Origin of the sequence: Tianweitania aestuarii (genome assembly GCF_018457165.1) — a bacterium.
Lineage (GTDB): Bacteria > Pseudomonadota > Alphaproteobacteria > Rhizobiales > Rhizobiaceae > Tianweitania > Tianweitania aestuarii.
Window position 1 is genome coordinate 1,086,107 of record NZ_JAFMNX010000001.1, and the last position, 22,514, is coordinate 1,108,620.

24 protein-coding genes and 1 tRNA gene are annotated in these 22,514 nt (G+C 61.6%); 19 read left to right on the forward strand and 6 right to left on the reverse strand.

Annotated elements, in window-relative coordinates:
* Positions 1–116 precede the first annotated feature (116 nt).
* From JYU29_RS05240 to JYU29_RS05295, 12 genes are all read left to right on the forward strand, one after another.
* Complete coding sequence (locus JYU29_RS05240; protein WP_213983659.1) at positions 117–1,169, forward strand: enoyl-CoA hydratase/isomerase family protein; 1,053 nt, start codon at positions 117–119, stop codon at positions 1,167–1,169.
* Complete coding sequence (locus JYU29_RS05245) at positions 1,166–1,585, forward strand: DUF6163 family protein (RefSeq protein ID WP_431192823.1); 420 nt, start codon at positions 1,166–1,168, stop codon at positions 1,583–1,585. Before JYU29_RS05240 ends, JYU29_RS05245 begins: the two co-directional genes overlap by 4 nt.
* A gap of 148 nt (positions 1,586–1,733) precedes the next feature.
* Positions 1,734–2,246 carry a transcriptional regulator LdtR gene (gene ldtR, locus JYU29_RS05250; RefSeq protein WP_213983661.1) on the forward strand — a complete coding sequence of 171 codons (513 nt, stop codon included), beginning with the start codon at positions 1,734–1,736 and terminating at the stop codon, positions 2,244–2,246.
* Positions 2,247–2,652: 406 nt separating this feature from the next.
* Positions 2,653–3,909 (forward strand): L,D-transpeptidase family protein, encoded by a 1,257-nt coding sequence (locus JYU29_RS05255; protein WP_213984279.1) that lies wholly within the window; start codon positions 2,653–2,655, stop codon positions 3,907–3,909.
* Positions 3,910–4,077: 168 nt separating this feature from the next.
* Entirely contained in the window at positions 4,078–5,373 is a 1,296-nt protein-coding gene (glyA, locus tag JYU29_RS05260) for a serine hydroxymethyltransferase (RefSeq protein WP_213983662.1), read from the forward strand.
* A gap of 31 nt (positions 5,374–5,404) precedes the next feature.
* Positions 5,405–5,893 (forward strand): transcriptional regulator NrdR, encoded by a 489-nt coding sequence (nrdR, locus tag JYU29_RS05265; protein WP_213983663.1) that lies wholly within the window; start codon positions 5,405–5,407, stop codon positions 5,891–5,893.
* Complete coding sequence (gene ribD / locus JYU29_RS05270; RefSeq protein WP_250157183.1) at positions 5,868–6,992, forward strand: bifunctional diaminohydroxyphosphoribosylaminopyrimidine deaminase/5-amino-6-(5-phosphoribosylamino)uracil reductase RibD; 1,125 nt, start codon at positions 5,868–5,870, stop codon at positions 6,990–6,992. The genes nrdR and ribD overlap by 26 nt, the downstream gene beginning before the upstream one ends.
* Positions 6,992–7,609: a riboflavin synthase gene (locus JYU29_RS05275; RefSeq protein WP_213984280.1), complete on the forward strand. Its 618-nt coding sequence runs from the start codon at positions 6,992–6,994 to the stop codon at positions 7,607–7,609. The genes ribD and JYU29_RS05275 overlap by 1 nt, the downstream gene beginning before the upstream one ends.
* Positions 7,610–7,727: 118 nt before the next feature.
* The gene (gene ribH, locus JYU29_RS05280; RefSeq protein WP_431192824.1) at positions 7,728–8,183 is read left to right on the forward strand and encodes a 6,7-dimethyl-8-ribityllumazine synthase; all 456 of its coding nucleotides are present in this window, start codon (positions 7,728–7,730) and stop codon (positions 8,181–8,183) included.
* A gap of 54 nt (positions 8,184–8,237) precedes the next feature.
* Entirely contained in the window at positions 8,238–8,717 is a 480-nt protein-coding gene (gene nusB / locus JYU29_RS05285; RefSeq protein WP_213984283.1) for a transcription antitermination factor NusB, read from the forward strand.
* Positions 8,717–9,922 carry an MFS transporter gene (locus JYU29_RS05290; protein WP_213983664.1) on the forward strand — a complete coding sequence of 402 codons (1,206 nt, stop codon included), beginning with the start codon at positions 8,717–8,719 and terminating at the stop codon, positions 9,920–9,922. The genes nusB and JYU29_RS05290 overlap by 1 nt, the downstream gene beginning before the upstream one ends.
* Positions 9,923–10,091: 169 nt before the next feature.
* The gene (locus tag JYU29_RS05295) at positions 10,092–12,248 is read left to right on the forward strand and encodes a sodium-translocating pyrophosphatase (protein ID WP_213983665.1); all 2,157 of its coding nucleotides are present in this window, start codon (positions 10,092–10,094) and stop codon (positions 12,246–12,248) included.
* A 64-nt stretch (positions 12,249–12,312) separates the two neighbouring features.
* Here JYU29_RS05295 and JYU29_RS05300 read toward each other — a convergent pair whose 3' ends face one another.
* A complete protein-coding gene (locus tag JYU29_RS05300) occupies positions 12,313–12,804 on the reverse strand; it encodes an outer membrane protein assembly factor BamE (protein WP_431192839.1) in 492 nt (163 codons plus the stop codon).
* Between the two features lie 132 nt (positions 12,805–12,936).
* Between JYU29_RS05300 and JYU29_RS05305 the strand changes: the two genes are divergently transcribed.
* The 6 genes from JYU29_RS05305 (at position 12,937) to JYU29_RS05330 (ending at position 17,265) form a co-directional block, all read left to right on the forward strand.
* Positions 12,937–13,488, forward strand: a complete 552-nt coding sequence (locus JYU29_RS05305) for a ubiquinol-cytochrome C chaperone family protein (protein ID WP_213983667.1) — start codon at positions 12,937–12,939, stop codon at positions 13,486–13,488.
* Positions 13,485–14,027, forward strand: a complete 543-nt coding sequence (locus JYU29_RS05310) for a YceD family protein (RefSeq protein ID WP_250157185.1) — start codon at positions 13,485–13,487, stop codon at positions 14,025–14,027. The genes JYU29_RS05305 and JYU29_RS05310 overlap by 4 nt, the downstream gene beginning before the upstream one ends.
* A gap of 103 nt (positions 14,028–14,130) precedes the next feature.
* On the forward strand, positions 14,131–15,207 hold the full coding sequence (gene plsX / locus JYU29_RS05315; protein WP_213983668.1) for a phosphate acyltransferase PlsX: 1,077 nt from the start codon (positions 14,131–14,133) through the stop codon (positions 15,205–15,207).
* Positions 15,204–16,175, forward strand: coding sequence for a beta-ketoacyl-ACP synthase III (locus JYU29_RS05320; RefSeq protein ID WP_213983669.1), 972 nt, complete (start codon positions 15,204–15,206; stop codon positions 16,173–16,175). The genes plsX and JYU29_RS05320 overlap by 4 nt, the downstream gene beginning before the upstream one ends.
* A 98-nt stretch (positions 16,176–16,273) precedes the next feature.
* Positions 16,274–16,609: an integration host factor subunit alpha gene (locus JYU29_RS05325; protein WP_213983670.1), complete on the forward strand. Its 336-nt coding sequence runs from the start codon at positions 16,274–16,276 to the stop codon at positions 16,607–16,609.
* 104 nt (positions 16,610–16,713) lie between these two features.
* Positions 16,714–17,265 carry a MerR family transcriptional regulator gene (locus JYU29_RS05330; protein WP_213984285.1) on the forward strand — a complete coding sequence of 184 codons (552 nt, stop codon included), beginning with the start codon at positions 16,714–16,716 and terminating at the stop codon, positions 17,263–17,265.
* A gap of 9 nt (positions 17,266–17,274) precedes the next feature.
* Here JYU29_RS05330 and JYU29_RS05335 read toward each other — a convergent pair whose 3' ends face one another.
* The 4 genes from JYU29_RS05335 to JYU29_RS05350 all read right to left on the reverse strand — a co-directional run bounded on the left by JYU29_RS05335 (position 17,275) and on the right by JYU29_RS05350 (position 20,682).
* Positions 17,275–17,490, reverse strand: a complete 216-nt coding sequence (locus JYU29_RS05335; RefSeq protein WP_213983671.1) for a hypothetical protein — start codon at positions 17,488–17,490, stop codon at positions 17,275–17,277.
* Positions 17,491–17,560: 70 nt separating this feature from the next.
* A tRNA-Pro gene (locus tag JYU29_RS05340) sits at positions 17,561–17,637 on the reverse strand.
* Between the two features lie 55 nt (positions 17,638–17,692).
* Complete coding sequence (gene pepT, locus JYU29_RS05345) at positions 17,693–18,958, reverse strand: peptidase T (RefSeq protein ID WP_213983672.1); 1,266 nt, start codon at positions 18,956–18,958, stop codon at positions 17,693–17,695.
* A 122-nt stretch (positions 18,959–19,080) separates the two neighbouring features.
* Positions 19,081–20,682: an ABC transporter substrate-binding protein gene (locus JYU29_RS05350; RefSeq protein WP_213983673.1), complete on the reverse strand. Its 1,602-nt coding sequence runs from the start codon at positions 20,680–20,682 to the stop codon at positions 19,081–19,083.
* Positions 20,683–20,904: 222 nt separating this feature from the next.
* On the opposite strand from JYU29_RS05350, the gene JYU29_RS05355 reads away from it, so the two are divergent.
* Positions 20,905–21,054 carry a hypothetical protein gene (locus tag JYU29_RS05355; RefSeq protein ID WP_213984332.1) on the forward strand — a complete coding sequence of 50 codons (150 nt, stop codon included), beginning with the start codon at positions 20,905–20,907 and terminating at the stop codon, positions 21,052–21,054.
* An 80-nt stretch (positions 21,055–21,134) separates the two neighbouring features.
* Here JYU29_RS05355 and JYU29_RS05360 read toward each other — a convergent pair whose 3' ends face one another.
* Positions 21,135–22,433 (reverse strand): PQQ-dependent sugar dehydrogenase, encoded by a 1,299-nt coding sequence (locus JYU29_RS05360; RefSeq protein WP_213983674.1) that lies wholly within the window; start codon positions 22,431–22,433, stop codon positions 21,135–21,137.
* Positions 22,434–22,514: the final 81 nt, after the last annotated feature.

Here is a 22,514-nt window from a genome sequence, read left to right on the forward strand (position 1 = left end):
CTTTGCACGCACCACGCAGCAAACCTGCGGCATTGACGCCAAGCAGGACGAACCGTAAGCCCGAAGCCTGCCTGCACGGCATGGCTTTTTTGGCGGTTGGCTTGGGAGAGGTGGTCATGAAGGTAGATTTTGGCGGCGGTGACGAGATCGCCTTCGAGCGCGTCGGACGGGCCGGCGTGGTCACGCTCACGCGGCCGAAGGCGCTGAACGCGCTGACCCACACGATGGTCAAGGCGCTGGCGGCGGCCCTCACCGCATGGGCCGATGAAAGCGACGTGGCCGTTGTCGTGGTGAAGGCGGAGGGCAGGGCCTTTTGCGCCGGCGGCGACATTCTCGACGTGTATCGGCGCGGAAAGGCGGGGGAGCATCCCGTTGCCTTCTTTGCCGACGAGTATCGCCTGAACATCCAGATCGAATCCTATCCCAAGCCGTATATCTCGCTGATCGACGGCATCGTCATGGGCGGCGGTGTCGGCATCTCCTTCCATGGCTCGCATCGCGTGATCAGCGAAAACGCGCTGTTTGCCATGCCCGAAGTCGGCATCGGCTTCTTTCCCGATGTCGGCGGCAGCCATCTTCTGCCGAAGCTGCCGGGCTCGTTCGGCCGGTATCTCGCTCTGACCGGTGATCGCATTCGCGCCGGCGACATCATGACGTCCGGCATGGGCACGCATTTCGTGCCATCGGCGAGTTTCCCGCTGCTCGTCGAGGAACTGGCATCTTCCGGCAATCCGCGCGCAGCACTCGCCAAGTTCACCACGGAAGCGCCGGCACCCGAGATCGACGATGGCGCGCTGCATACGATCGCCAAGCTCTTCTCGGTCGACGGCTTCAAGGAACTGATCGCCGGTCTGGAACGCGCTGCGGCGCGCGACCAGTTCGCGCAAAAGGCGCTCGATACGATCGCCAAGCGCTCGCCCACGAGCCTGCATGTCACCTTCCGCCAGATCCGCGACGGGGACATGCTGTCGATGCCCGAATGCATGCAGATGGAATATCGCATTCTCAACCGCATGCTCCAAGGCCATGACTTCTATGAAGGCATTCGCGCGGCGCTGATCGACAAGGGATCGACGCCGGAATGGAAGCCGTCCGAGATCGACGCGGTGTCGGATGCCGATGTCGACGCCTATTTCAAACCATTGGATGACGGAGAACTGCGCCTGTGATGTCCAGCCAAGCCAGGATCGCGGTTGCCGCGCCGACCATGGCCGAAGGCGCGCTTGCCTGGCTGCACCGGCTGGTGGCGGTGTACTGCCTTCTGTTCGGCATCCTCTACTGGATCCGTTTGATCGGCTTGAACGACGGCCTGACCTGGCGCTTCGACACGATGCCGATCACCTGGCAGGCGGCCAGCGTGCTGCTCGCCGTATTCTTTCCGTTTGCCGCCATCGGCCTTTGGATGCTGGCATCCTGGGGGCCGGTTCTGTGGCTGATCTGCGCGATCACGGAAATCGTGATGTATGTCGGCTTCCCGCAGATCTACGGCTTTCGCATCGGCGCGGTGGCCACGCATTGCATCGTTGCCGCGCTTTATCTGACCCTGCGCTTGGTTATTTATCTCCAAAGGAAAAGGATCACGTAAGTCGTTGTTAAGCCTCTTTGAAATGGAGGCTTGGATACCGCTGGTTAAGCTTGGCGTTTAAGTCGAATTTTAGGTGCGACGGTTATGGTCATGCCCAAGGTGAGATCAAAAAAACAATCACCGGGCGTCAACACGAGAGGCACAACCGATGAACACGCGACAGGCCACCAAGCCCGCACCGGCACAAGACGACAGCCGCGAAGCAATCCGCACGCTTTACATGGAAGCCCTTCAGCTCGTGGAGCGCCTTCATCGCCGGTTGCTCGATGTGATCAAGGACGAGTTCGACCGCAACAACCGCAGCGACATCAACGCGATCCAGGCCCTGCTCCTGTTCAACATCGGCAATGCCGAACTGACCGCCGGCGAGCTGCGCTCGCGCGGTTATTATCTCGGCTCCAACGTGTCCTATAATCTGAAGAAGCTCGTCGATCTCGGCTTCATCAACCACCAGCGTTCGCGCATCGACCGCCGCTCGGTGCGGGTGAGCCTGACGCCGAAGGGCCAGGAAATCGAGAAGATCGTGGCCGGCCTCTACGAGCGCCACATCGGTTCGATCGAAGCCGTCGGCGGCATCAACCACGACGAATTCCACCAGATGAACAAGTCGCTGCAGCGCCTCGACCGCTTCTGGAACGACACGATCGCCTACCGGATGTAATCAACAGACGCTTCCGAGGGTGATCCTCATGAAACGGCGCCTCGGCTGTATGGCCAGGCGCCGTTCCTGCGTTTGAAACTGCGCTCAAACTGCAACAGCGACGATCACGCTTTGCATGATCGCGACCCTTGATGCGCCAAGCGGCGCGGCAGGCCACGCTGCCGCCATATTCGGGTGACACGGCCATTGTTATGGAACGGGCGCGGGTGCCTGGAACGACCCGATCGACACTGCGTTGAAGTCGTTGATCGCGGATCCTAGGGCACGCAAGGCCAGTCCGCCGATAAAAGAACTTGTTAAGCCTGTTTTTCTATCGTGGCGGATCGATGCCGAGTTCGGACGTGTCCCAAGTGACCGCAGACCCAAGACCGTAGACCCAAGTGACTGCAGATAACGTGGATAGATGATGAACACAAATCGCCGCCATTTTCTGACCGCAGCCGGTGCCTTGGCCGGAACGGCTCTCGCCGCACCTGCATTCGCGCAGAACATCTTGGACGACGTGTTTCAGTCCAACCGCCGCGGCGGCTGGGACGACCAGTTCGATTCGCGTGCGGCTGGCGGCGAGGCGGTTCAATCTGATGTGCCGATCTATAGCCACGAAACGCTGATGTACACGCAGCAGGCGATCAACACCTACCAGAACATCGTGGCGCAGGGCGGCTGGAACCAGGTTCCGTCCGGCAACAAGCTGCAGCTCGGCGTCGTTCATCCGGACGTCGAGGCCATGCGCCGCCGTTTGATGATCTCGGGCGATCTTTCGCAGCGCGCCGGCCTGTCGCAGTCCTTCGACACCTACACCGACGCAGCGCTCAAGCGCTTCCAGCGTCGCCACGGTCTGCCGGCCGATGGCGTAACGGGCAAATACACCTATGCCGCGATGAACGTGTCGCCGCAGATCCGCCTCGGCCAGTTGCAGACGAACCTGAACCGCCTGAACCAGAACCTGGGCAACTATCAGGATCAGCGCTATGTGATGGTCAACATTCCGGCGGCGCAGATCGAAGCTGTGGAGAATGGCCGCGTCGTGTCGCGTCACACGGCCGTTGTCGGCAAGATCGACCGCCAAACGCCGTTGATCGATTCCGCGATCAACGAAGTCATCGTCAATCCTTACTGGAATGCGCCGGAATCGATCATCCGCAAGGATATCATTCCGCTGATGCGCAAGAACCCGAACTATCTGCGCGACAACAACATCCGCATCTTCACCTGGGGTGGTGAGCCGGTGGATCCGATGTCGATCGACTGGTCGACGGAAGATGCCGCCAAGCTGCATTTCCGCCAAGATCCGGGCAAGATCAACGCAATGGCTTCGGTGAAGATCAACTTCCCGAACGATCACCAGACCTACATGCACGACACACCGCAGCAGAGCCTGTTCAACAATCTGATGCGCTTCGATTCATCGGGCTGCGTGCGCGTCCAGAACGTGCGCGATCTCGTTACGTGGCTGCTGCGCGACACGCCCGGCTGGAGCCGCCAGCGTTTCGAGGACACGATCCGCAGCGGCGAAAACACGCCGGTTCAGCTGACCAACCCTGTGCCGGTGCACTTCACCTATGTGTCGGCCTGGTCGACGGGCGATGGCGTCGTGCATTTCCGCGACGACGTTTACGCGCTGGACGGCAATCAGGAACTGCAGATGTCGCAGGCGATCTGATCGCTTCAGGCATGATCAACACGAAGGCCGCCCTCGAGGCGGCCTTTTTCGTTTCATCAGCCGTGTCGGAAACACAGCAGAAAAATGCGGTTCCGGCTCGTGGCGAGGGCGCTTCAAGTGTGATAGTGCGCCCGTGACCTTCCCTTTCGCTTCGTAAAGGATCCTGCGATGGCTTCTTCGACCAATGGCTTCTTCACCACGCCGCTTGAAGAGCGGGATCCGGAAATCTTCGGTTCGATCCGCGACGAGCTCGGCCGTCAGCGCCATGAGATCGAACTGATCGCGTCGGAAAACATCGTGTCGCGCGCCGTGCTGGAAGCGCAGGGCTCGATCATGACCAACAAGTATGCCGAAGGCTATCCGGGCAAGCGCTACTACGGCGGCTGCCAGTTCGTGGATGTCGCCGAAACGCTGGCGATCGAGCGCGCCAAGAAGCTGTTCGACTGCAACTTCGCCAACGTTCAGCCGAACTCCGGCAGCCAGATGAACCAGGCCGTGTTTCTGGCGCTCCTGCAGCCCGGCGACACCTTCATGGGTCTCGACCTGAATTCAGGCGGCCACCTGACCCACGGTTCGCCGGTCAACATGTCCGGCAAGTGGTTCAATGTCGTGTCTTACGGCGTGCGCGAAGACGATCACCTCATCGACATGGATGTGGTCGAGCAGAAGGCGCATGAAACCAAGCCGAAGCTGATCCTGGCCGGCGGCACGGCTTATTCCCGCATCTGGGACTGGAAGCGCTTCCGCGAGATCGCCGATGCGGTTGGCGCCTATCTGATGGTCGATATGGCCCATATCGCCGGTCTCGTTGCCGGTGGCGTGCATCCGTCGCCGATCCCGCATGCCCATGTCGTCACGACCACGACCCACAAGTCGCTGCGTGGCCCGCGCGGCGGCATGATCCTCACCAATGACGAGGAAATGGCCAAGAAGATGAACTCGGCCGTGTTCCCCGGCCTGCAGGGTGGACCGCTGATGCATGTGATCGCTGCAAAGGCCGTCGCCTTCGGCGAAGCGCTGCAGCCCGAGTTCAAGACCTATGCCGCCAACATCGTTGCCAACGCCAAGGCCTTGGCCGGCAGCCTGAAGGATACCGGCCTGGACATCGTGTCGGGCGGCACCGACAACCACTCCATGCTGGTGGATCTGCGTCCGAAGAACGCCACCGGCAAGCGCGCGGAGGCCGCTTTGGGCCGCGCCAACATCACCTGCAACAAGAACGGCATCCCGTTCGATCCTGAAAAGCCGTTTGTCACGTCGGGCGTGCGTCTCGGCACGCCAGCCGGCACCACGCGCGGTTTCGGCGAAGCGGAGTTCCGCGAGATCGGCCAGCTCATCACCGAGGTTCTGGACGGTCTGAAGGCTGCCAATTCCGACGAAGGCAACCAGTCGGTGGAAGAGGCTGTGAAGCGCAAGGTGGTTTCGTTGACGGATCGCTTCCCGCTTTATCCCTATCTGGGGTAAGAGGGGGCATCCCTTCTAGACCGGAATACCGATGCGCTGCCCTTACTGCCAGTCCGAAGACACCCAGGTTAAGGATTCGCGGCCTGCCGAAGATGGCGCCGCGATCCGACGCCGCCGGATCTGCCCGGTTTGCGGCGGCCGCTTCACGACCTTCGAGCGCGTGCAGCTGCGCGATCTCGTTGTGGTCAAGAAGTCCGGCCGCAAGGTGCCGTTCGATCGCGACAAGCTGATGCGGTCCTTCGACATCGCGCTGCGCAAGCGCAATGTCGATCCCGACCGCATCGAGCGCGCCGTGACCGGCATCGTCAGGCAGCTGGAAAGCTCGGGCGAAACGGAAATCGTGGCCGGCGAAATCGGCCGCCTGGTGATGGAAGCGCTGAAGGCGCTGGATGATGTCGCCTATGTCCGGTTCGCTTCCGTGTATCGCAACTTCCGCGAAGCTCGCGACTTCCACGGCGTTCTGGACGAGCTGACGGTGGAAGACGAGGCCGATCATGCGGTCGACCCACACGATGGCTGACACCGAGCCCAGCCTCGACGATCGCCGCTTCATGGCGACGGCCATTCGGCTGTCACGCCGCCATTTCGGCTTGACCGGCACCAACCCTTCCGTTGCGACCCTGATCGTTGCCGATGGCGTGATCGTCGGCCGTGGCGTCACCGCAATCGGCGGTCGCCCTCATGCCGAAACGCAGGCGCTGGCTGAAGCCGGCGAGCGGGCCAGGGGCGCAACCGCCTATGTCACGCTCGAACCCTGTGCCCATCATGGCCGCACGCCGCCTTGCGCCGAAGCTCTGGTAACCGCCGGTGTTTCGCGCGTGGTCGGTGCGGCATCCGACCCAGACCCGCGCGTTGCGGGGCGTGGCTATGCAATCTTGCGAGCCGCCGGTATCGCCGTTCTGGAAGGTGTTCTGGCTGAAAACGCCGGCGATCAGCTGAACGGCTATTTGATTCGATCCGTGAAGCGCCGCCCGGAAGTGACTCTGAAACTTGCGGTTTCCGCCGATGGCATGATCGGACTGACCGACGAGGGCAGGGTGGCCGTGACGGGCGAGGCCGTGCGGCGGCAGGTTCATCTGATGCGTGCGGAATCCGATGCCATCCTGATCGGCATCAGAACCGCGCTGGCCGATGATCCCGAACTGACCTGCCGTTTGCCCGGTCTCGACAGTCGTTCGCCCATCCGCATCGTGCTCGACCGCAATGCCCGGTTGCCGGCAAGTGCCAAGCTTGCGGTCACCGCCCGTCTTGTGCCCACGATGGTGGCGGCCCTTCCCGAGACTGTCGGAGCGGAGAGGCGTGCAGAACTCGAATCCCGTGGCGTGACGTTTCTGGCGACCGAAGCGCATGAAGGCCGCGTCGCTTTGCCCGAACTGATGGAAGATCTCGGCGCGCGTGGCATCGGCACGCTGATGGTGGAAGGCGGCGCTGATGCCGCCGCGCAATTTCTAGCGGAAGATCTCGTTGATCGTCTCGTGCTGTTTTCCAGCACGAAGGAGATCGGCACTGGCGGCGTGCGTGCGCCGATCACGCCGGCAACCGTACCGGCGCGCTTTCGCCTTTTGCGCGAAAGCCGCTTCGGTGCGGATATCGGCCAGGAATGGGTGAGGGCTCACTGATGTTTACCGGCATTGTCACCGATATCGGCCGCGTCGGCAAAATTTCGGCGCGCGAAGGCGGCAAGCGCCTGCGCATCGAAACGGCCTATGATCCCGCGACGATCGAGATCGGCGCGTCGATCAGCTGCTCGGGCGTGTGTTTGACCGTGGTGGAACTGCCGGAAAGCCAATCCAATGCGCGCTGGTTCGACGTCGAAGCCTGGGAAGAAGCCCTGCGTCTGACCTCGGCCGGCGAGTGGAGCGAAGGCACGGCACTCAACCTCGAACGCGCGCTCAAGATGGGCGACGAACTCGGCGGCCACATCGTGTCCGGTCATGTGGATGGCATGGCGACGATCGTCGAGCGCACGGATGAAGGCGAAGCCGTGCGCTTCACGCTCGAAGCGCCGGCCGACTTCGCCAGGTTCATCGCGCCCAAGGGATCGATCGCGCTCGACGGCACCTCGCTCACTGTCAACAAGGTTGATGGACAGCGCTTCGATGTTCTTCTGATCCACCATTCGCTCACCGTCACCACCTGGGGCGAACGCAAGGTGGGCGACCGGGTCAACCTCGAAGTGGACACGATGGCCCGCTACGCGGCCCGTCTGGTTGAAGCGCGCGAGCAGGGGCTGTAGGGGCCTCCAGCTCTCGCTTCGGGTGCTTCGCTGACACTTCGTCGCCTCTGGCACACCAATCCTTTCTTGCGCTCTTCGCGCGTTCGGCCTAAGTCAGCGCCTCTTCCGGAGACTGAATATGGCCGACAGCAACAAGCCCCATCTGCTGATTGTAGAAGCGCGTTTCTACGACGATCTCGCCGACGCCCTGCTCGATGGCGCGAAAGCTGCCCTTGCAGCGGAGGGTGCGACTTTCGACGTGGTGACGGTGCCGGGCGCGCTGGAAATTCCTGCCGCAATCACCTTCGCCCTCGATGGCGCCGAGCATGGCGGCACGGATTACGACGGTTATGTCGCGCTGGGCACTGTGATCCGCGGCGAGACCTATCACTTTGACATCGTTGCCAACGAATCCTGCCGCGCCCTGATGGAACTGTCGGTTGATGAGTCGCTGGCGATCGGCAACGGCATTCTGACCACCGAAAACGACGAGCAGGCCTGGACGCGCGCCAAGCGCAGCGAGCTCGACAAGGGCGGTGCTGCCGCGCGCGCCGCGCTGACCATGATCGCGCTTCGCGAAAAGCTGGGAGGTTGAGGATTGGCTGACAGTCCCTCCAATCAGGATGCGCCGGTCACCGAAGGCGCACCGATCCGCCAGGTGAACAAACGCGGCGCTGCCCGTCTGGCCGCCGTACAGGCGCTGTATCAGATGGATGTCGCCGGCACGGGCGTGCTGGAGATCGCCGCGGAATACGAGGCCTTCCGCCTCGGCAAGGAAGTCGACGGCGCGACCTATCGCGATGCCGACGCGCAGTGGTTTCGCGCCATCCTGTCCGGCGTCGTGGAAGATCAGAAGACGATCGATCCGGTGATCCGCCAGGCGCTGACCGAAGACTGGCCGCTGTCGCGGCTTGATTCGACCCTTCGCGCCATCATGCGCGCCGGCGTTTACGAGCTGATGCGCCGCCAGGACGTGCCGGTTGCCGTGATCGTTTCGGAATATGTCGACATCGCCAAGGCCTTCTATGTTGAAGACGAGCCGAAGCTGGTGAACGCCGTGCTCGATCGCGTCGCGCGTCGCATTCGCGGCGAAGGCAGGGGTCGGGATCCCGGTTCCAAGGACGCGTAATGAGCGCGACGCCGGCGGAAGCACGCAAGGTAGCTTTGATCCTTGCTTCCGCTCAGGCTGTTCTCGGTGCCGCGGCACCGATCTGTATTTCGATCGGCGCGCTGGCGGGGCATTACCTGCTCGACCAGGACAAGGCGCTGGCCACCGCGCCGGTAACGGGCTTCAACATCGGTGTCGCGCTTGGCGCACTGCCAGCCGCCGCGCTCATCCGCGCGCTTGGGCAGCGGTTGGGTTTTCAGGTCGGCACGCTGTTTACGGCCTTTGGCGGTGCCGTCGCCACCACAGCGCTTTTTCTTGGCGGCTTCTGGCTCTTCGTCCTCGGCCTGCTCGTGGTCGGCTTGGGTGGCGCTTTTGTGCAGCAGTTTCGCTTTGCGGCAGCAGACAACGCCCCGCCCGAGTTCAAGGCGCGCGCGATCTCCTTTGTGCTGACGGGCGGCATCGTCACCGCCATCATTGGACCGCAGATCGTAATCTTCACGCGCGAACTGCTGGCGCCGGTAATGTTTGCCGGCTCGTTCCTGTCGATCCTGGGTCTGGCCGCAGTGGGCGCCGTTCTCCTGTCGCGCCTCCCGCGCAGGGTTCCGGCGGCATCGCAGGCGACGAACACGCAAGACGCGCCAGCGCGGCCCTTGCGCGAGATCATCAGCCAGCCCCGCTTCATCTGCGCGCTGACTTGCGCCGTGGGCACCTACGCCCTGATGAGCTTCGTGATGACGGGGGCGCCGCTCGCCATGGTCGGGTGCGGCTTCACGACGGATCAGGCGGCACTGGGCATCTCGTGGCATGTCATGGCGATGTTCGGGCCGAGCTTTTTCACCGGCAGGCTGATCAGCCGTTTCGGCGCACCAGTGATCGTCGCTGGGGGTCTGGTCCTGCTGGTTGTCTGCGCCCTTGTGGCTTTGTCGGGCATCGAGCTGTGGCAGTTCTGGACGTCGCTTGTTCTTCTCGGCCTCGGCTGGAACTTCGGCTTCATCGGGTCAACGGCGATGACGGCGCAGACCTACCGCCCGAATGAGCGCGGGCGTGTGCTTGGCTTCCACGATGCCGTTCTGTTCGGCAGTGTGGCTTTCGGATCGCTGATGTCGGGCCAGATCTACAATGCCTATGGCTGGGCCATGTTGAACTGGATCGTGTTTCCCGTCGTGGCGCTCTGCTTCGTGGTGCTGATTCCCCTGGTGAAACAACGCCGCCATCTGCCTGCCTGATCTCGCCTGCGGCAGCGTTCGAAGCCGGCACGAATCTCCTTGCGCTTGACGATCTCGGTCTGGAGGGCCTACCCCTAAGGAAGGGGCCGGGATTGGAGTGTCCTGTTCAGGGTCTCGTTCTGCGTCCGGGGAGGGGTTCGCCGGACGAAACCGGAGGAAATCCCAGGCAATGACCATGCTTATACCAGTCATTCTCTGCGGTCTGCTTTCCCTTGGCTATGCGATATGGGCAACCCGGTCGGTTCTTGCAGCCGACCAGGGCAGCGCGCGCATGCAGGAGATTTCGGCCGCGATCCGCGAAGGGGCTCAGGCCTATCTCGCTCGCCAATACACCACGATCGCCATCGTCGGCGTGGTGGTCTTTCTTCTTGTCTGGTGGCTTCTGTCCGCCACCGCCGCGATCGGCTTCCTGATCGGAGCCGTTTTGTCGGGGGTGGCAGGCTTCATCGGCATGCATGTGTCGGTGCGCGCCAATGTGCGCACGGCACAGGCCGCATCGAACAGCCTTGCGGCAGGCCTGAACATTGCCTTCAAGTCCGGCGCGATCACCGGCATGCTCGTGGCTGGCCTCGCACTGCTTGGCGTGTCGGTTTACTTCTGGGTGCTGATTGGCCCCATGGGCTACGCCATCACGAACAATCAGCTGCCGCGCGAAGTGATCGATGCGCTGGTGGCGCTGGGCTTCGGCGCTTCGCTGATCTCGATCTTCGCGCGTTTGGGTGGCGGCATCTTCACCAAGGGCGCGGATGTCGGCGGCGATCTCGTCGGCAAGGTCGAGGCAGGCATTCCGGAAGACGATCCGCGTAATCCCGCAACCATCGCGGACAATGTCGGCGACAATGTCGGCGATTGCGCGGGCATGGCGGCCGACCTGTTCGAAACCTATGCGGTGACGGTTGTCGCAACGATGGTGCTCGGCGCGATCTTCTTTGCCGGTAACGACGTACTGTCGAGCGTGCTGCTTTACCCGCTCGCCATCTGCGGCACCTGCATCATCACCTCGATCATCGGCACCTTCTTCGTGAAGCTGTCGGCCAACGGCTCCATCATGGGCGCGCTTTACAAGGGTCTGATCGTGACGGGCCTCCTGTCGATCGTCGGCCTGGCGATCGCAACGCAGCTGACGGTTGGCTGGGGCGACATCGGATCGGCCAACGGCATGATCATCACCGGCCTCAGCCTTTTCACCTGCGGGTTGTTAGGCCTCGTCGTGACCGGGCTAATCGTGGTGATCACTGAATACTACACCGGCACCAACAAGCGGCCGGTGAACTCGATCGCGCAGGCGTCGGTCACCGGCCACGGCACCAATGTCATTCAGGGGCTCGCCGTTTCGCTCGAATCAACCGCGCTGCCGGCGATCGTGATCGTTGGCGGCATCATCTCGACCTACCAGCTTGCCGGCCTGTTTGGCACAGCGATTGCGGTGACGACGATGCTTGGGCTCGCCGGCATGATCGTGGCGCTGGATGCGTTCGGGCCGGTGACCGACAATGCCGGTGGCATCGCGGAAATGTCGGGTCTGCCGAAGGAAGTCCGGCAATCAACCGATGCGCTCGACGCAGTTGGCAATACAACGAAGGCCGTGACCAAAGGCTATGCGATCGGTTCGGCCGGTCTCGGCGCACTGGTGCTGTTTGCGGCCTATAGCTACGACCTGCAATATTTCGCCTCCAACCCGACCTTGTTCCCGTATTTACAGGATATCGGCACCGTCTCTTTCGACCTGTCGAACCCGTATGTGGTGGCTGGGCTGATCTTCGGGGGACTGATTCCCTACCTGTTCGGCGGCATTGCGATGACGGCTGTGGGTCGTGCGGCAGGGTCGATCGTAGAAGAGGTGCGCCAGCAATTCCGCGCTGATCCCGGGATCATGCAGGGCACGAGCAAGCCGAACTATGCCCGTGCGGTGGATATCCTCACCAAGGCGGCGATCAAGGAAATGATCGTGCCGTCGCTTCTGCCGGTGCTGGCGCCGATCGTCGTTTACTTCGGCGTGCTGATCATCTCCGGCTCGAAGGCATCGGCCTTTGCAGCACTCGGGGCGTCGCTCTTGGGCGTGATCGTCAACGGCCTGTTCGTGGCGATCTCCATGACCTCGGGCGGCGGTGCCTGGGATAATGCCAAGAAGAGCTTCGAGGATGGCTTCGTCGACAAGGACGGCACGCGCCATCTGAAAGGCTCGGATGCGCACAAGGCGTCGGTCACCGGCGATACGGTGGGCGATCCCTACAAGGATACGGCAGGACCGGCGGTCAATCCGGCGATCAAGATCACCAATATCGTGGCCTTGCTTCTGTTGGTCGTGCTCGCCCATAGCGGCTGATCAGGACACGAAAAAGCCCGCCGAGATGATCTCGGCGGGCTTTTTCAAGCGTATTCTGAAAGACTTAGATGCCGGCTTTGGGGCCGCGATTGCCTTCAAGCGAACTCGGATTGAAGCGACCAGCGCCTGTCAACACCTGACCGATAAAGGTCTGATCCTTGCCGGCGGTCGGCGTCGTGCGCGAAATGAAGTCGAACACCTTGCCGTCCTGCAAACCGTAATGGGCGATCTGCGTCACGCGTCCATCTTCGCCGAAGTAAACGGCCAGGATGCGGCGATCCACGATGCGCGGGTTCATGAACGCGACGTCGCGGCGGCGCGTCTGCGAGATGTAGTAATAGGCCTCGTTGTCGAAGGTCGCCGTCGTGGAAGGCGTGCCGAGAGCCAGCTGCACCTGTTCGCGCGATGAGCCGACCGGAACCAGCTCGATGGCCTGCTCGTCAATCACATAGCCCTGGGTGAGCGTTTCACCCGGTGCAAGGCTTGCTGCCGTGCACGCGGACAGCGCAACGCTCGATGCTCCGAGCATCGCAATGCTGCAAGAAACCTTCCACATCCGGGAAACTGCCGTCAAATCCATATCGTCCAATCCCCACCAGCTTTGCAGGAAAGCGTGAAAACCGGTAGACCAGCTTCGAAGCGGATGCAACCGGACTGGTTTCGCCGCAGAAACGGGAGTTCACGCACCATGTTACGCAAACTGTTCGGCCGCAGCGAGAATGCGGGCAGAACGGCAGCGGTCAGCCTTTATGAGCAGATCGTGGCAGCGGCGCGGCAGCCTGCCTTTTATGCACAATGGAATGTACCGGATACGCCGCTCGGCCGATTCGAGATGCTTTCGATGCATATGGTGCTGTTTCTGCATCGTATTCGTGGCGAGGCAGGGGACCTGCAGCGGATCGGCCAGAACCTCACCGACGAATTCTTTCTCGATGTGGATCACTCCCTGCGCGAGCTCGGCATTTCGGATGTGGGTGTGCCCAAGCGGATCAAGAAGCTGGCCCGCATGTTCTATGGACGCGCGAAATCCTATTCGGAAGCGCTCGACAGCAGGGATGAGGTTGCGCTAGCTGCCGCGATTGCGCGCAATGTCCGGCCCGATGTCATCAATTGGTCTGAAACGAGGGACATTGCTCACTATATGCAACGTGCCAGCAGCTATCTGGCGAGCCAGCCTTTGACGGCCTTTGCCGAAGGACAGGTTCGCTTCGGCAGCGTTCTTGAGGAAAGTCGAACTTGAACACCACCAAAAGCCCGGTCTCCTTTCCGGTCAGCATCAATCGCCTGCCATCCAAGGGCATGCCGGTGCGAATCGAGGCTGACGCGGATATGCGCGCGGCCCTTGCGCAGGCGCATGATCTTCTTTCCGTGGAGCGCTTCGTGGCCGATGTCATGGTCACCGACTGGAAGGCCAGCGGCGTTGCGGTGAACGGCACCGTCGAAGCCAAGATCACGCAGGCCTGCATCGTGACGCTCGAGCCGCTGACGGCGCGAATCGATGAACCTGTTGAAGCGACCTTTCTGCCGCGCAATTCAAAGCTGCACCGGCTGCCGGACCCGAGCGACGAGATGATGATCGACCCTGAAGGTCCCGACGCGCCGGAAATTCTGGAAGGCGACATGGTGGATGTCGGCGCTCTCGCAGAAGAGATCTTTGCGCTCGCCATAGACCCTTATCCGCGCAAGGACGGCGTCGAGCCACTCGAATTCATCGAAGACAATGAAGCGCCCATGAACCCGCTTGCCGAGAAACTGGCGGCTTTGAAGGACAAGCTCTGATTTCGGAGACCGGCGCACCCTTTGCGGTTGTGCCGCCCGCCAAAACAGCTATTTTCGCGCCTCCTTTCGCCCGCCCCTTCAGCAACTCAAGAAAAAGCTCAGCGTGATACGAATTTCCATCGACGCCATGGGCGGCGATCACGGCCCTGGGGTCGTCATTCCCGCCCTCGCCATGTTTCTTGAACGTCGTCCCGATTCGCGGTTCATCGTGTTCGGACGCGAAGAGGCCGTGAAGCCGGAACTCGCCAAGTTCCCCAAACTCTCCAATGTCGTCGAATTCGTTCACTGCGAAGTTGCCGTGCGCATGGACGACAAGCCGAGCCAGGCTTTGCGCCATGGCCGCGGCAAGTCGTCGATGTGGCGCGCCATCGAGGCGGTGAAGCTCGGCCAGGCGGATGTCTGTATTTCGGCCGGCAACACCGGCGCGCTGATGGCGATGGCCCGCTTTTGCCTGCGCACGATGGCCAAGATCGATCGTCCGGCCATTGCCGCGATCTGGCCGACGACGCGGGGCGAAAGCATCGTGCTGGATGTCGGCGCTTCGATCGGTGCCGACGCCCATCAGCTCGTCGACTTCGCCATTCTCGGCGGCGCCATGTCGCGCGCGCTCTTCCAGAACGAGCGCCCGACGATCGGCCTGCTCAATGTCGGCGTCGAAGAGATCAAGGGCCAGGAAGAGGTCAAGGAAGCCGGGCACATCCTGCGCTATACCGAGCTCAATTCGCTGATTTACCAAGGCTTCGTTGAAGGCGACGACATCGGCAAGGGTACCGTCGATGTGGTGGTGACGGAAGGTTTTTCCGGCAACATCGCGCTGAAAACGGCCGAAGGCACGGCCAAGCAGATCGGCGGCTATCTGCGCGCGGCCATGAGCCAGAGCCTGATGTCGAAGATCGGCTATTTCTTTGCACGCGGCGCGTTTAATGCGTTGCGCGAGAAGATGGATGTCCGCAAATCCAACGGCGGCGTGTTTCTCGGCCTGAACGGCATCGTCGTGAAAAGCCATGGCGGCACGGACGACGAAGGCTTCGCCGCCGCGATCGACCTTGGCTACGATATGGTTCGCAACCGGCTGATCGACCGCATCGAAGCGGATCTGCAGCTGTTTCATGCGCATCGGCACCAATTGACCCCGCTGAGCCGCGCGCGGGCAGATGAAGAAGGCGAGGGGGAAGCGTGATCCGTTCCGTGATTAAAGGCGTAGGCACCTCGCTGCCGCGCCGCATCATGAAGAATTCCGAGTTCGAAACGCTCGTCGACACCACCGACGAGTGGATCGTTCAGCGCACGGGCATCACGCAGCGCCATATTGCCGGCGAGGACGAAACAACCGCATCGCTCGGCGAAGCGGCTGCACGCGCCGCACTCGATGCAGCCGGTTTGACGCCAGCTGACATCGACCTGATCGTTCTGGCGACCTCCACGCCCAACAACACGTTTCCGGCAACCGCCGTCGAGATCCAGAACCGTCTGGGCATCACCCACGGCTTCGCCTTCGATCTCCAGGCCGTTTGCTCGGGATTCGTTTACGCCATCAACACCGCCGATCTTTATCTGCGTGGTGGGCGGGCTAAGCGCGCGCTGGTGATCGGCTCCGAAACCTTTTCGCGCATTCTCGACTGGACTGATCGCACCACCTGCGTTCTGTTCGGCGACGGCGCCGGCGCGGTTGTGCTGGAAGCGCAGGAAGGCACCGGCGCCCTGACCGATCAGGGCATCATCGCCGCCAGCCTGCGCTCCGACGGCAGCCACAAGCAGAAGCTTTATGTCGATGGGGGCCCGTCGACCACCGGCAAGGTCGGCATGCTGCGCATGGAAGGCAAGGAAGTCTTCAAGCATGCAGTGGGCATGATCACGGATGTGATCGAGGAAACCTTCCGCCAGGGCGAGATCACGGCCGATCAGCTCGACTGGTTCGTCCCGCATCAGGCCAATCGCCGTATCATCGAAGCGTCGGCCAAGAAGCTCGGCATTCCGATGGAGAAGGTGGTCGTCACCGTGGATCTCCACGGCAACACATCAGCCGCTTCCGTTCCGCTCGCACTGGCGAGTGCCGTTGCCGACGGGCGCATCAAGAAGGGCGATCTCGTGCTTCTGGAGGCCATGGGCGGCGGATTTACATGGGGTGCGGTGCTTCTGCGCTGGTAGCGTTTTCATCAGCTAAGTCCTTGACCTCGCGAAATGAATTTTCTAGGTTCGCGTCTCATTTGTTAGTTAGATGAAGCGACGAGCTGGGACGGCGGCGGATGGAAGGCAAGACACTCACACGGGCTGATCTTGCCGAGGCCGTGTATCGCAAGGTCGGCTTGTCGCGCAGCGAATCCGCCCAGCTGGTGGAATCGGTTCTCGACGAGATCTGCTCGGCGATCGTGCGCGGCGAGGACGTGAAGCTGTCATCCTTCGCGACCTTCCATGTGCGCGAAAAGAACGAGCGCATCGGCCGCAATCCGAAAACCGGCGAAGAAGTGCCGATTTCGCCGCGCCGGGTGATGACCTTCAAAGCATCGAACGTCCTGAAAAGCCGCATCATCGACGGTCACACCAGTGCCGCCAAGGGTTCGAAGGCGAAGAAAGCTGGTTGAGGGTCTTGCCTCGGCTTCTCGCCGTGCATGAAAGTGCCAGCGCAACGCGCTGGAATACCCCATGATTCGCGGAACGCTTGCGCGAGCGGGAGTGTGTGACAATGCTGGATAAAAGCCCTGACGCCTTCCGCACGATCTCCGAGGTCGCGGAAGATCTCGATCTGCCGCAGCATGTGCTGCGCTTTTGGGAAACCCGTTTCACCCAGATCAAGCCGATGAAGCGTGGCGGCGGCCGTCGCTACTACCGGCCGCATGACGTCGATCTGATCAAGGGCATCCGGCACATGCTTTATGATCAGGGCTACACGATCAAGGGCGTGCAGAAGCTGCTGCGCGACAACGGCAACCAGTTCCTGATGGCCGTCGGCAACGGCGACATGGCGGCTGCCGAAGCGCTGGCGCAACGCAAGCAGGCGGAAGCACCCGAGCCGGTTCCGGCCGCGCCGCAGTCGCTGCAACGCGGTGCTGACGAGGAAATGCTGGTTGGCGAGCCGAAGGTGAAGCCCAGCCGACGCTTCTTCGGCATGGGTAAGCATGAGGAAGAGGGTCCGGTGTCAGCCGACCAGGGACGCCTTTCGCGCGACAACCGCGCGCTGCTTCAGGAAGCTTTGTTCGATCTCTTGGAATGCAAGCGCCTGCTCGATCAGGTGCGCTGACGGGAACGCTCAGTCGTCGTTCGCGGCGTTCAGCTGATCGGGCCGCAGGCCTTCATCCGATCCATCAAGATAGCCTTTTGACATTGCCCATTCACGCACAACCTGCGTGACGGCCAGCGCGTGGCTCTGCTCTGCGTTCGATTCCGCCATATAGCGATCAAGCGCAGTCGCAAGCTCCGGCGTCAGCGTGATGGTCAGCGTCTTGGCTTCGGAAGGTGCTGTCATGATCTCGGCCATTCATCGAAAGGTACTCGATGAAGACGCGCAGACAGCTTGTTTGTTCCCGGAAGGAAATTGGTCGGAGCGGCGGGATTCGAACCCACGACCCCTTGACCCCCAGTCAAGTGCGCTACCGGGCTGCGCTACGCTCCGAACCGCCGCAACCCTTATAGAGCATGGGGTTGCAGCGCAAGCGGGAAAAGACATCTCAGGATGAGTTTGCACCACCAGATGTTCCGTCGGCCGGTTCGGCGCCGAGTTCCGCGATCTTCAGCATCAATGCCACCGCAACTTCCATGTCTTGGACTGACACCCACTCGAGCGGCCCGTGGATTTCCTGCATGCCGGCAAAGAGGTTGGGGCAAAGCAGTCCCATTTCGGTGAAGCGTGAGCCATCCGTGCCGCCTCTGAAGGCCGTGAACTTCGGCGTTTGGCCGATCTCGCTCATAGCACGCTCGGCGAGGTCGACCGGGCGTTTGTCCTTTTCCAGCCAGTAGCGCATGTTGCGATATTGGCTGCGGATGCTGCACGAGATCTTGGCGCGCGGTTCGGATGCCTGCAGCTTGGCCGCAATGTCCTCGATCAGCTGACCTTTGGAAGCGAGACCATCCAGCTCGTAGTCGCGGATGATCACGCGAATGGTGACCACCGACGAACCACCGGCGATTTCGGTCGCATGAACATAGCCCTCGCGGCCTTGCGTTGTTTCCGGGCTCATGTCGCGGGGAAGGGCGGCAACAAAGCTGGATGCAAGCACGACGGCGTTGACGAGCTGGTCTTTGGCGAGACCCGGATGGATCGAAACGCCTTCGATGCGAATCGTCGCTTCATCGGCCGAAAAGGTCTCGAACTCGATTTCGCCGACTTTCTGGCCATCGAAAGTGTATCCGAAATCCGCGCCGACGTCTTCCACCAAGGCTGGGTAAACGCCCTTGCCGATCTCTTCATCCGTGGTGAAGCAAATCCTGACCGGACCATGAGGCAGATCAGGATTGTCGATCAGGTGCTTGGCAGCCGTCATGACGATCGCGACGCCTGCCTTGTCGTCGGCACCCAGCAAGGTGGTTCCCGATGCGGTAACGATCGTGTCGCCGATCTTCTCACGGAGATAAGGAACGTGGTCGGGTGAAAGAACCAGCGACGCATTGTCCGGATAGCGGATGTCGCTGCCATCATAGTTCCGGATCACCCTCGGCTTCACACCCGTGGCATTGAACTGCGGCGTGGTGTCCATATGCGCCATGAAGGCGATGGTCGGACCGCTGGTGTTGCCGGGGATCGTGGCCAGAACGGCGCCGTGATCGTTGCGCGTGACGTCGACGGCGCCGATGTCCCGCAGTTCCTGCTCCAGAACCTTGCCCATCTCGATCTGGACATCGCTGGATGGATGCGTGGTGCTCTTGTCGTCGGCCTGGCTGTCGATGGCGCAATAGCGCACGAAGCGGCTTTCGAGATCCTTGGCGAAGTCAGACATGGTTCACTCGCTTGGCATGGTCAGGGGCAGCTTCAGATAGGGCGACCCGAAGCCTTGAGGTGCTTGGAAAAGAGCCGGGGGAAAGCCCGCCCCGGCTCACAGATTGCCGGAACGGCTGGGCGCTACTCCGCCAGATCGACCGTTTCGAACGTGTAGCTTCCAAGCGGATCTACCACGAAGCCTTCGACTTCCTTGCGCATGGGCACATACTGCGTGGAATGGGCGATCGTGAACCAGGGTGCATCGTCCTTGAACACCTTCTGCGCCTTTTCGTAAGCGCGCGTGCGGGCGTCCATGTCGGAGTTGACCTTGGCTTCGGCAATCAGCGAGGAAAACTCTTCGTTGCACCAGAAGGCGCGGTTTGCGCCGCCGGCACCGGCGCCAGCGCAGGACAACAGCACGGACAGGAAGTTGTCCGGATCGCCGCTGGCACCCGTCCAGCCTAGGATCACCGCGCCGTCACGTCCAGGCTCCATCGACTTGGAAAGATACTCGCCCCACTCATAGCTGACGATCTCAGCCGTGACGCCGACCTTGGCGAGGTCTGCCTGCATGATCTCGGCCGTTCGGCGTCCGTTCGGCATATAAGGGCGCTGTGCGGACATTGCCCAGAGCTTCATGTGCAGGTCGTTGACGCCTTCTTCCTTCAGGATGTTGCGGGCCGCTTCGGGATCATACGGATCGTCGACGACATCCTCGTTATAGGACCACATCGTCGGCGGAATCGGGTTCTTTGCCGGCTGGGCCCCGCCCAGGAACACGGAATCGATGATGGCCTGCTTGTTCATGGCCATGTTGAGCGCCTTGCGCACGCGCACATTGTCGAACGGTGCCATCTGCGTGTTGTAGGCGAGATAGCCGACATTCAGGCCGGCCTTTTCCTCGAGCTTGAGCTGAGGATCGGCCTTGATGCCCTCGAGATCGGCGGGCGCAGGATAGGGCATCAGGTGGCATTCGCCGGATCGCAGCTTTTGAAGGCGCACGGCGGCATCGGTGGTGATCGCGAAAAGCAGGTCGTCGACCTTTGCCTTCTCGCCCCAATAATCCGGGTTCTTCTTATAGCGGATGGCGGCGTCCGGCTGGTAGGCGACGAAGGTGAACGGACCGGTGCCGATCGGCAGGTTGTTGAAGTCTTCCTGCCTGCCGAGCTCCAGAAGCTTGTCGGCATATTCCTTCGACATGATAGAGGTGAAGTGTAGCCCGACCGTCGACAGGAACGGCGCTTCGGGCCGGCTCAGCTTGAAGCGAACAGTGTGCTCGTCGACCTTTTCGATGGCCTCGATCAGCGTGTCGAACTCCATCGAGTGGTAATATTCGTAGCTCGTTCCCGGCAGATATTCGTGCCAGGGATTGTCGGCATTGCCTTGCCGATCGAACGTGAAGATCACGTCATCCGCGTTGAACTCGCGGGTCGGCGTGAAGGCGTCGTTGGAGTGCCACTTCACACCCTTGCGCAGATGGAACGTGTATTCCTTGCCATCGGGCGAAACGTCCCAGCTTTCAGCGAGGCTCGGGATGATCTCCGTTGTTCCCGGTTTGAAATCGAGCAGGCGGTTGTAGATGGGGTGAGCCGAGGCGTCGAAGGTCGTGCCCGACGTGTAATGCGATGGATCGAACCCTTCAGGAGATGCTTCCGAGCAATAAACGAAGGTCTTGGAGAAGGCTGCTGTGGGAGCCGTGATTGCTGCCGAAGCAAGCAGGATGCCAGCGAGGGTTCTGTTCATCGTTATCTCTCCTGTGCCGACGCGCAAGCGCCGTGTGTTGACGTGCAACCTATCGTCGGACTTGCGCCTTCCGCAACCAAGGCTATCCACAGGACCGGCATATTTGGCGCCGGAGCAGCGTTTCCAAAACTCGCCGCCACGAGATCAAACGGCGAATTGATTTCACAATATCAGAGTATTCTCATATAGGGGACCCGACCCAAGACCGAGGATATCTGGCTCATGCTGCCCCTACGCATCCGGCTTCCCGGTGGGACCCTTAAGGTAAAGCGCTATTGGCATCTTCGCAGCGATGAGCGTGCGAGGCTGGTGCCCGTCTGGAAATGCGGCTCGACCTATTTCGTGTGGCAGTCACGACGCAAGAAGCACTGAATAGGCTTTATGTCGCTGTTACCCCAACAAAAAAGCGGGCTGCAAGGCAGCCCGCTTTCGTTTGTGCAAGTTCAAAGGGATCAGGCTTCCGGCGTGACCTTGAGGATGGTCGAAGTGCCGGCATTCGGGTTCTCAGTCACGGCGTAGATCGCGCCGTCTTCACCCACCTTCACGTCCCGCACGCGGGCGTCGAGCGGAATGCGTTCTTCGGAAGCGACTCGGTCGTTGTCGAGGTGCAGAACCACGATGCCGGTGGAAACGAGGCCGCCGATCAGGACGGTGTTGTCCCAGTCCGCAAACTGGTCACCTTCGTAGAACACCATGCCGGACGGGCCGATCACCGGATCCCAGTAATAAACCGGCTGCTCCATGCCGTCTTTGGCGGTAATGCCTTCGCCGATCGGCTGGCCGCTGTAATCGAGACCATAGGTGATGACCGGCCAGCCATAATTCTTGCCGCCTTCGGGCAGGTTGAGCTCATCGCCACCCTTCGGGCCGTGTTCAACCGTCCACAAGCGGCCCTGACCATCCAGAGCGGCGGACTGCATGTTGCGGTGGCCGTAGGACCAGATTTCCGGCTGGGCATCCTGCTGGTCGGCGAACGGGTTGTTGTCCGCTGCCGTGCCATCCGCCTTGATGCGGAACACCTTGCCGAGCCCGCTGCTGAGATCCTGAGCCTGGACACGCGGCTCGGAGTCAGAGCGCTCGCCGACCGTGACGTAGAGCTGGCCGTCTTCGGTCGGCACGATGCGCGAGCCGAAGTGCTTGTTGTTCTGCCATGATGGCGTCTGCTGGAAGATCACCTTCACGTCTTCAAGCTTGCCGCCGCCATTGTCGTCCAATGCGAGGGTGGCGGAAGCAACGGACGTGCCGTTGCCATCGTCGCGCGGCTCGCTGAAGCTGAAGAAGATCCGGTTCGAGCTTTCGAAATCGGGTGCAAGCGCCACATCGAGCAGGCCGCCCTGACCGCGTGCATCGACGTCCGGCACGCCTTCAAGCGCGGCACCCGGCTTGCCGTCGGCCGACACAACATGCATCGCGCCTTCCTTGGTGGTGACCAGCATGCGGCCGTCCGGCAGGAACTCCATGGCCCAAAGCTGCGGCAGGCCCTCGGCAATGGTGGTCACCGACACCTTTGCCAGATTGGATGGCTGGGGTGCGCGCGTCTGGTTCTCGAAGGCGGGCTTCTGATTGGGCGCGTTGGGGCTCTTCGTTTCAACCGGCTGGTTGGGCGGCGTGCCTTCATCGCCGCTCGCAGGAACCTGGCCTTCCACCTGTTCCACCGGCGAGGTGTCGCCCGTGGACTGGGCATGCGCGGAAACGCCGGCAAGGCTGAGGGATAGAGCGGTGCTGGCGAAAAGGGTCAGGAAGCGGCTCATGGATTGTCCTTGTGTCGCGAAATCTTGGGTTGGCCCGTGCTGGGTTTCAGCGCACGCCGCTGTGGCGCACTCCGAGTGCAT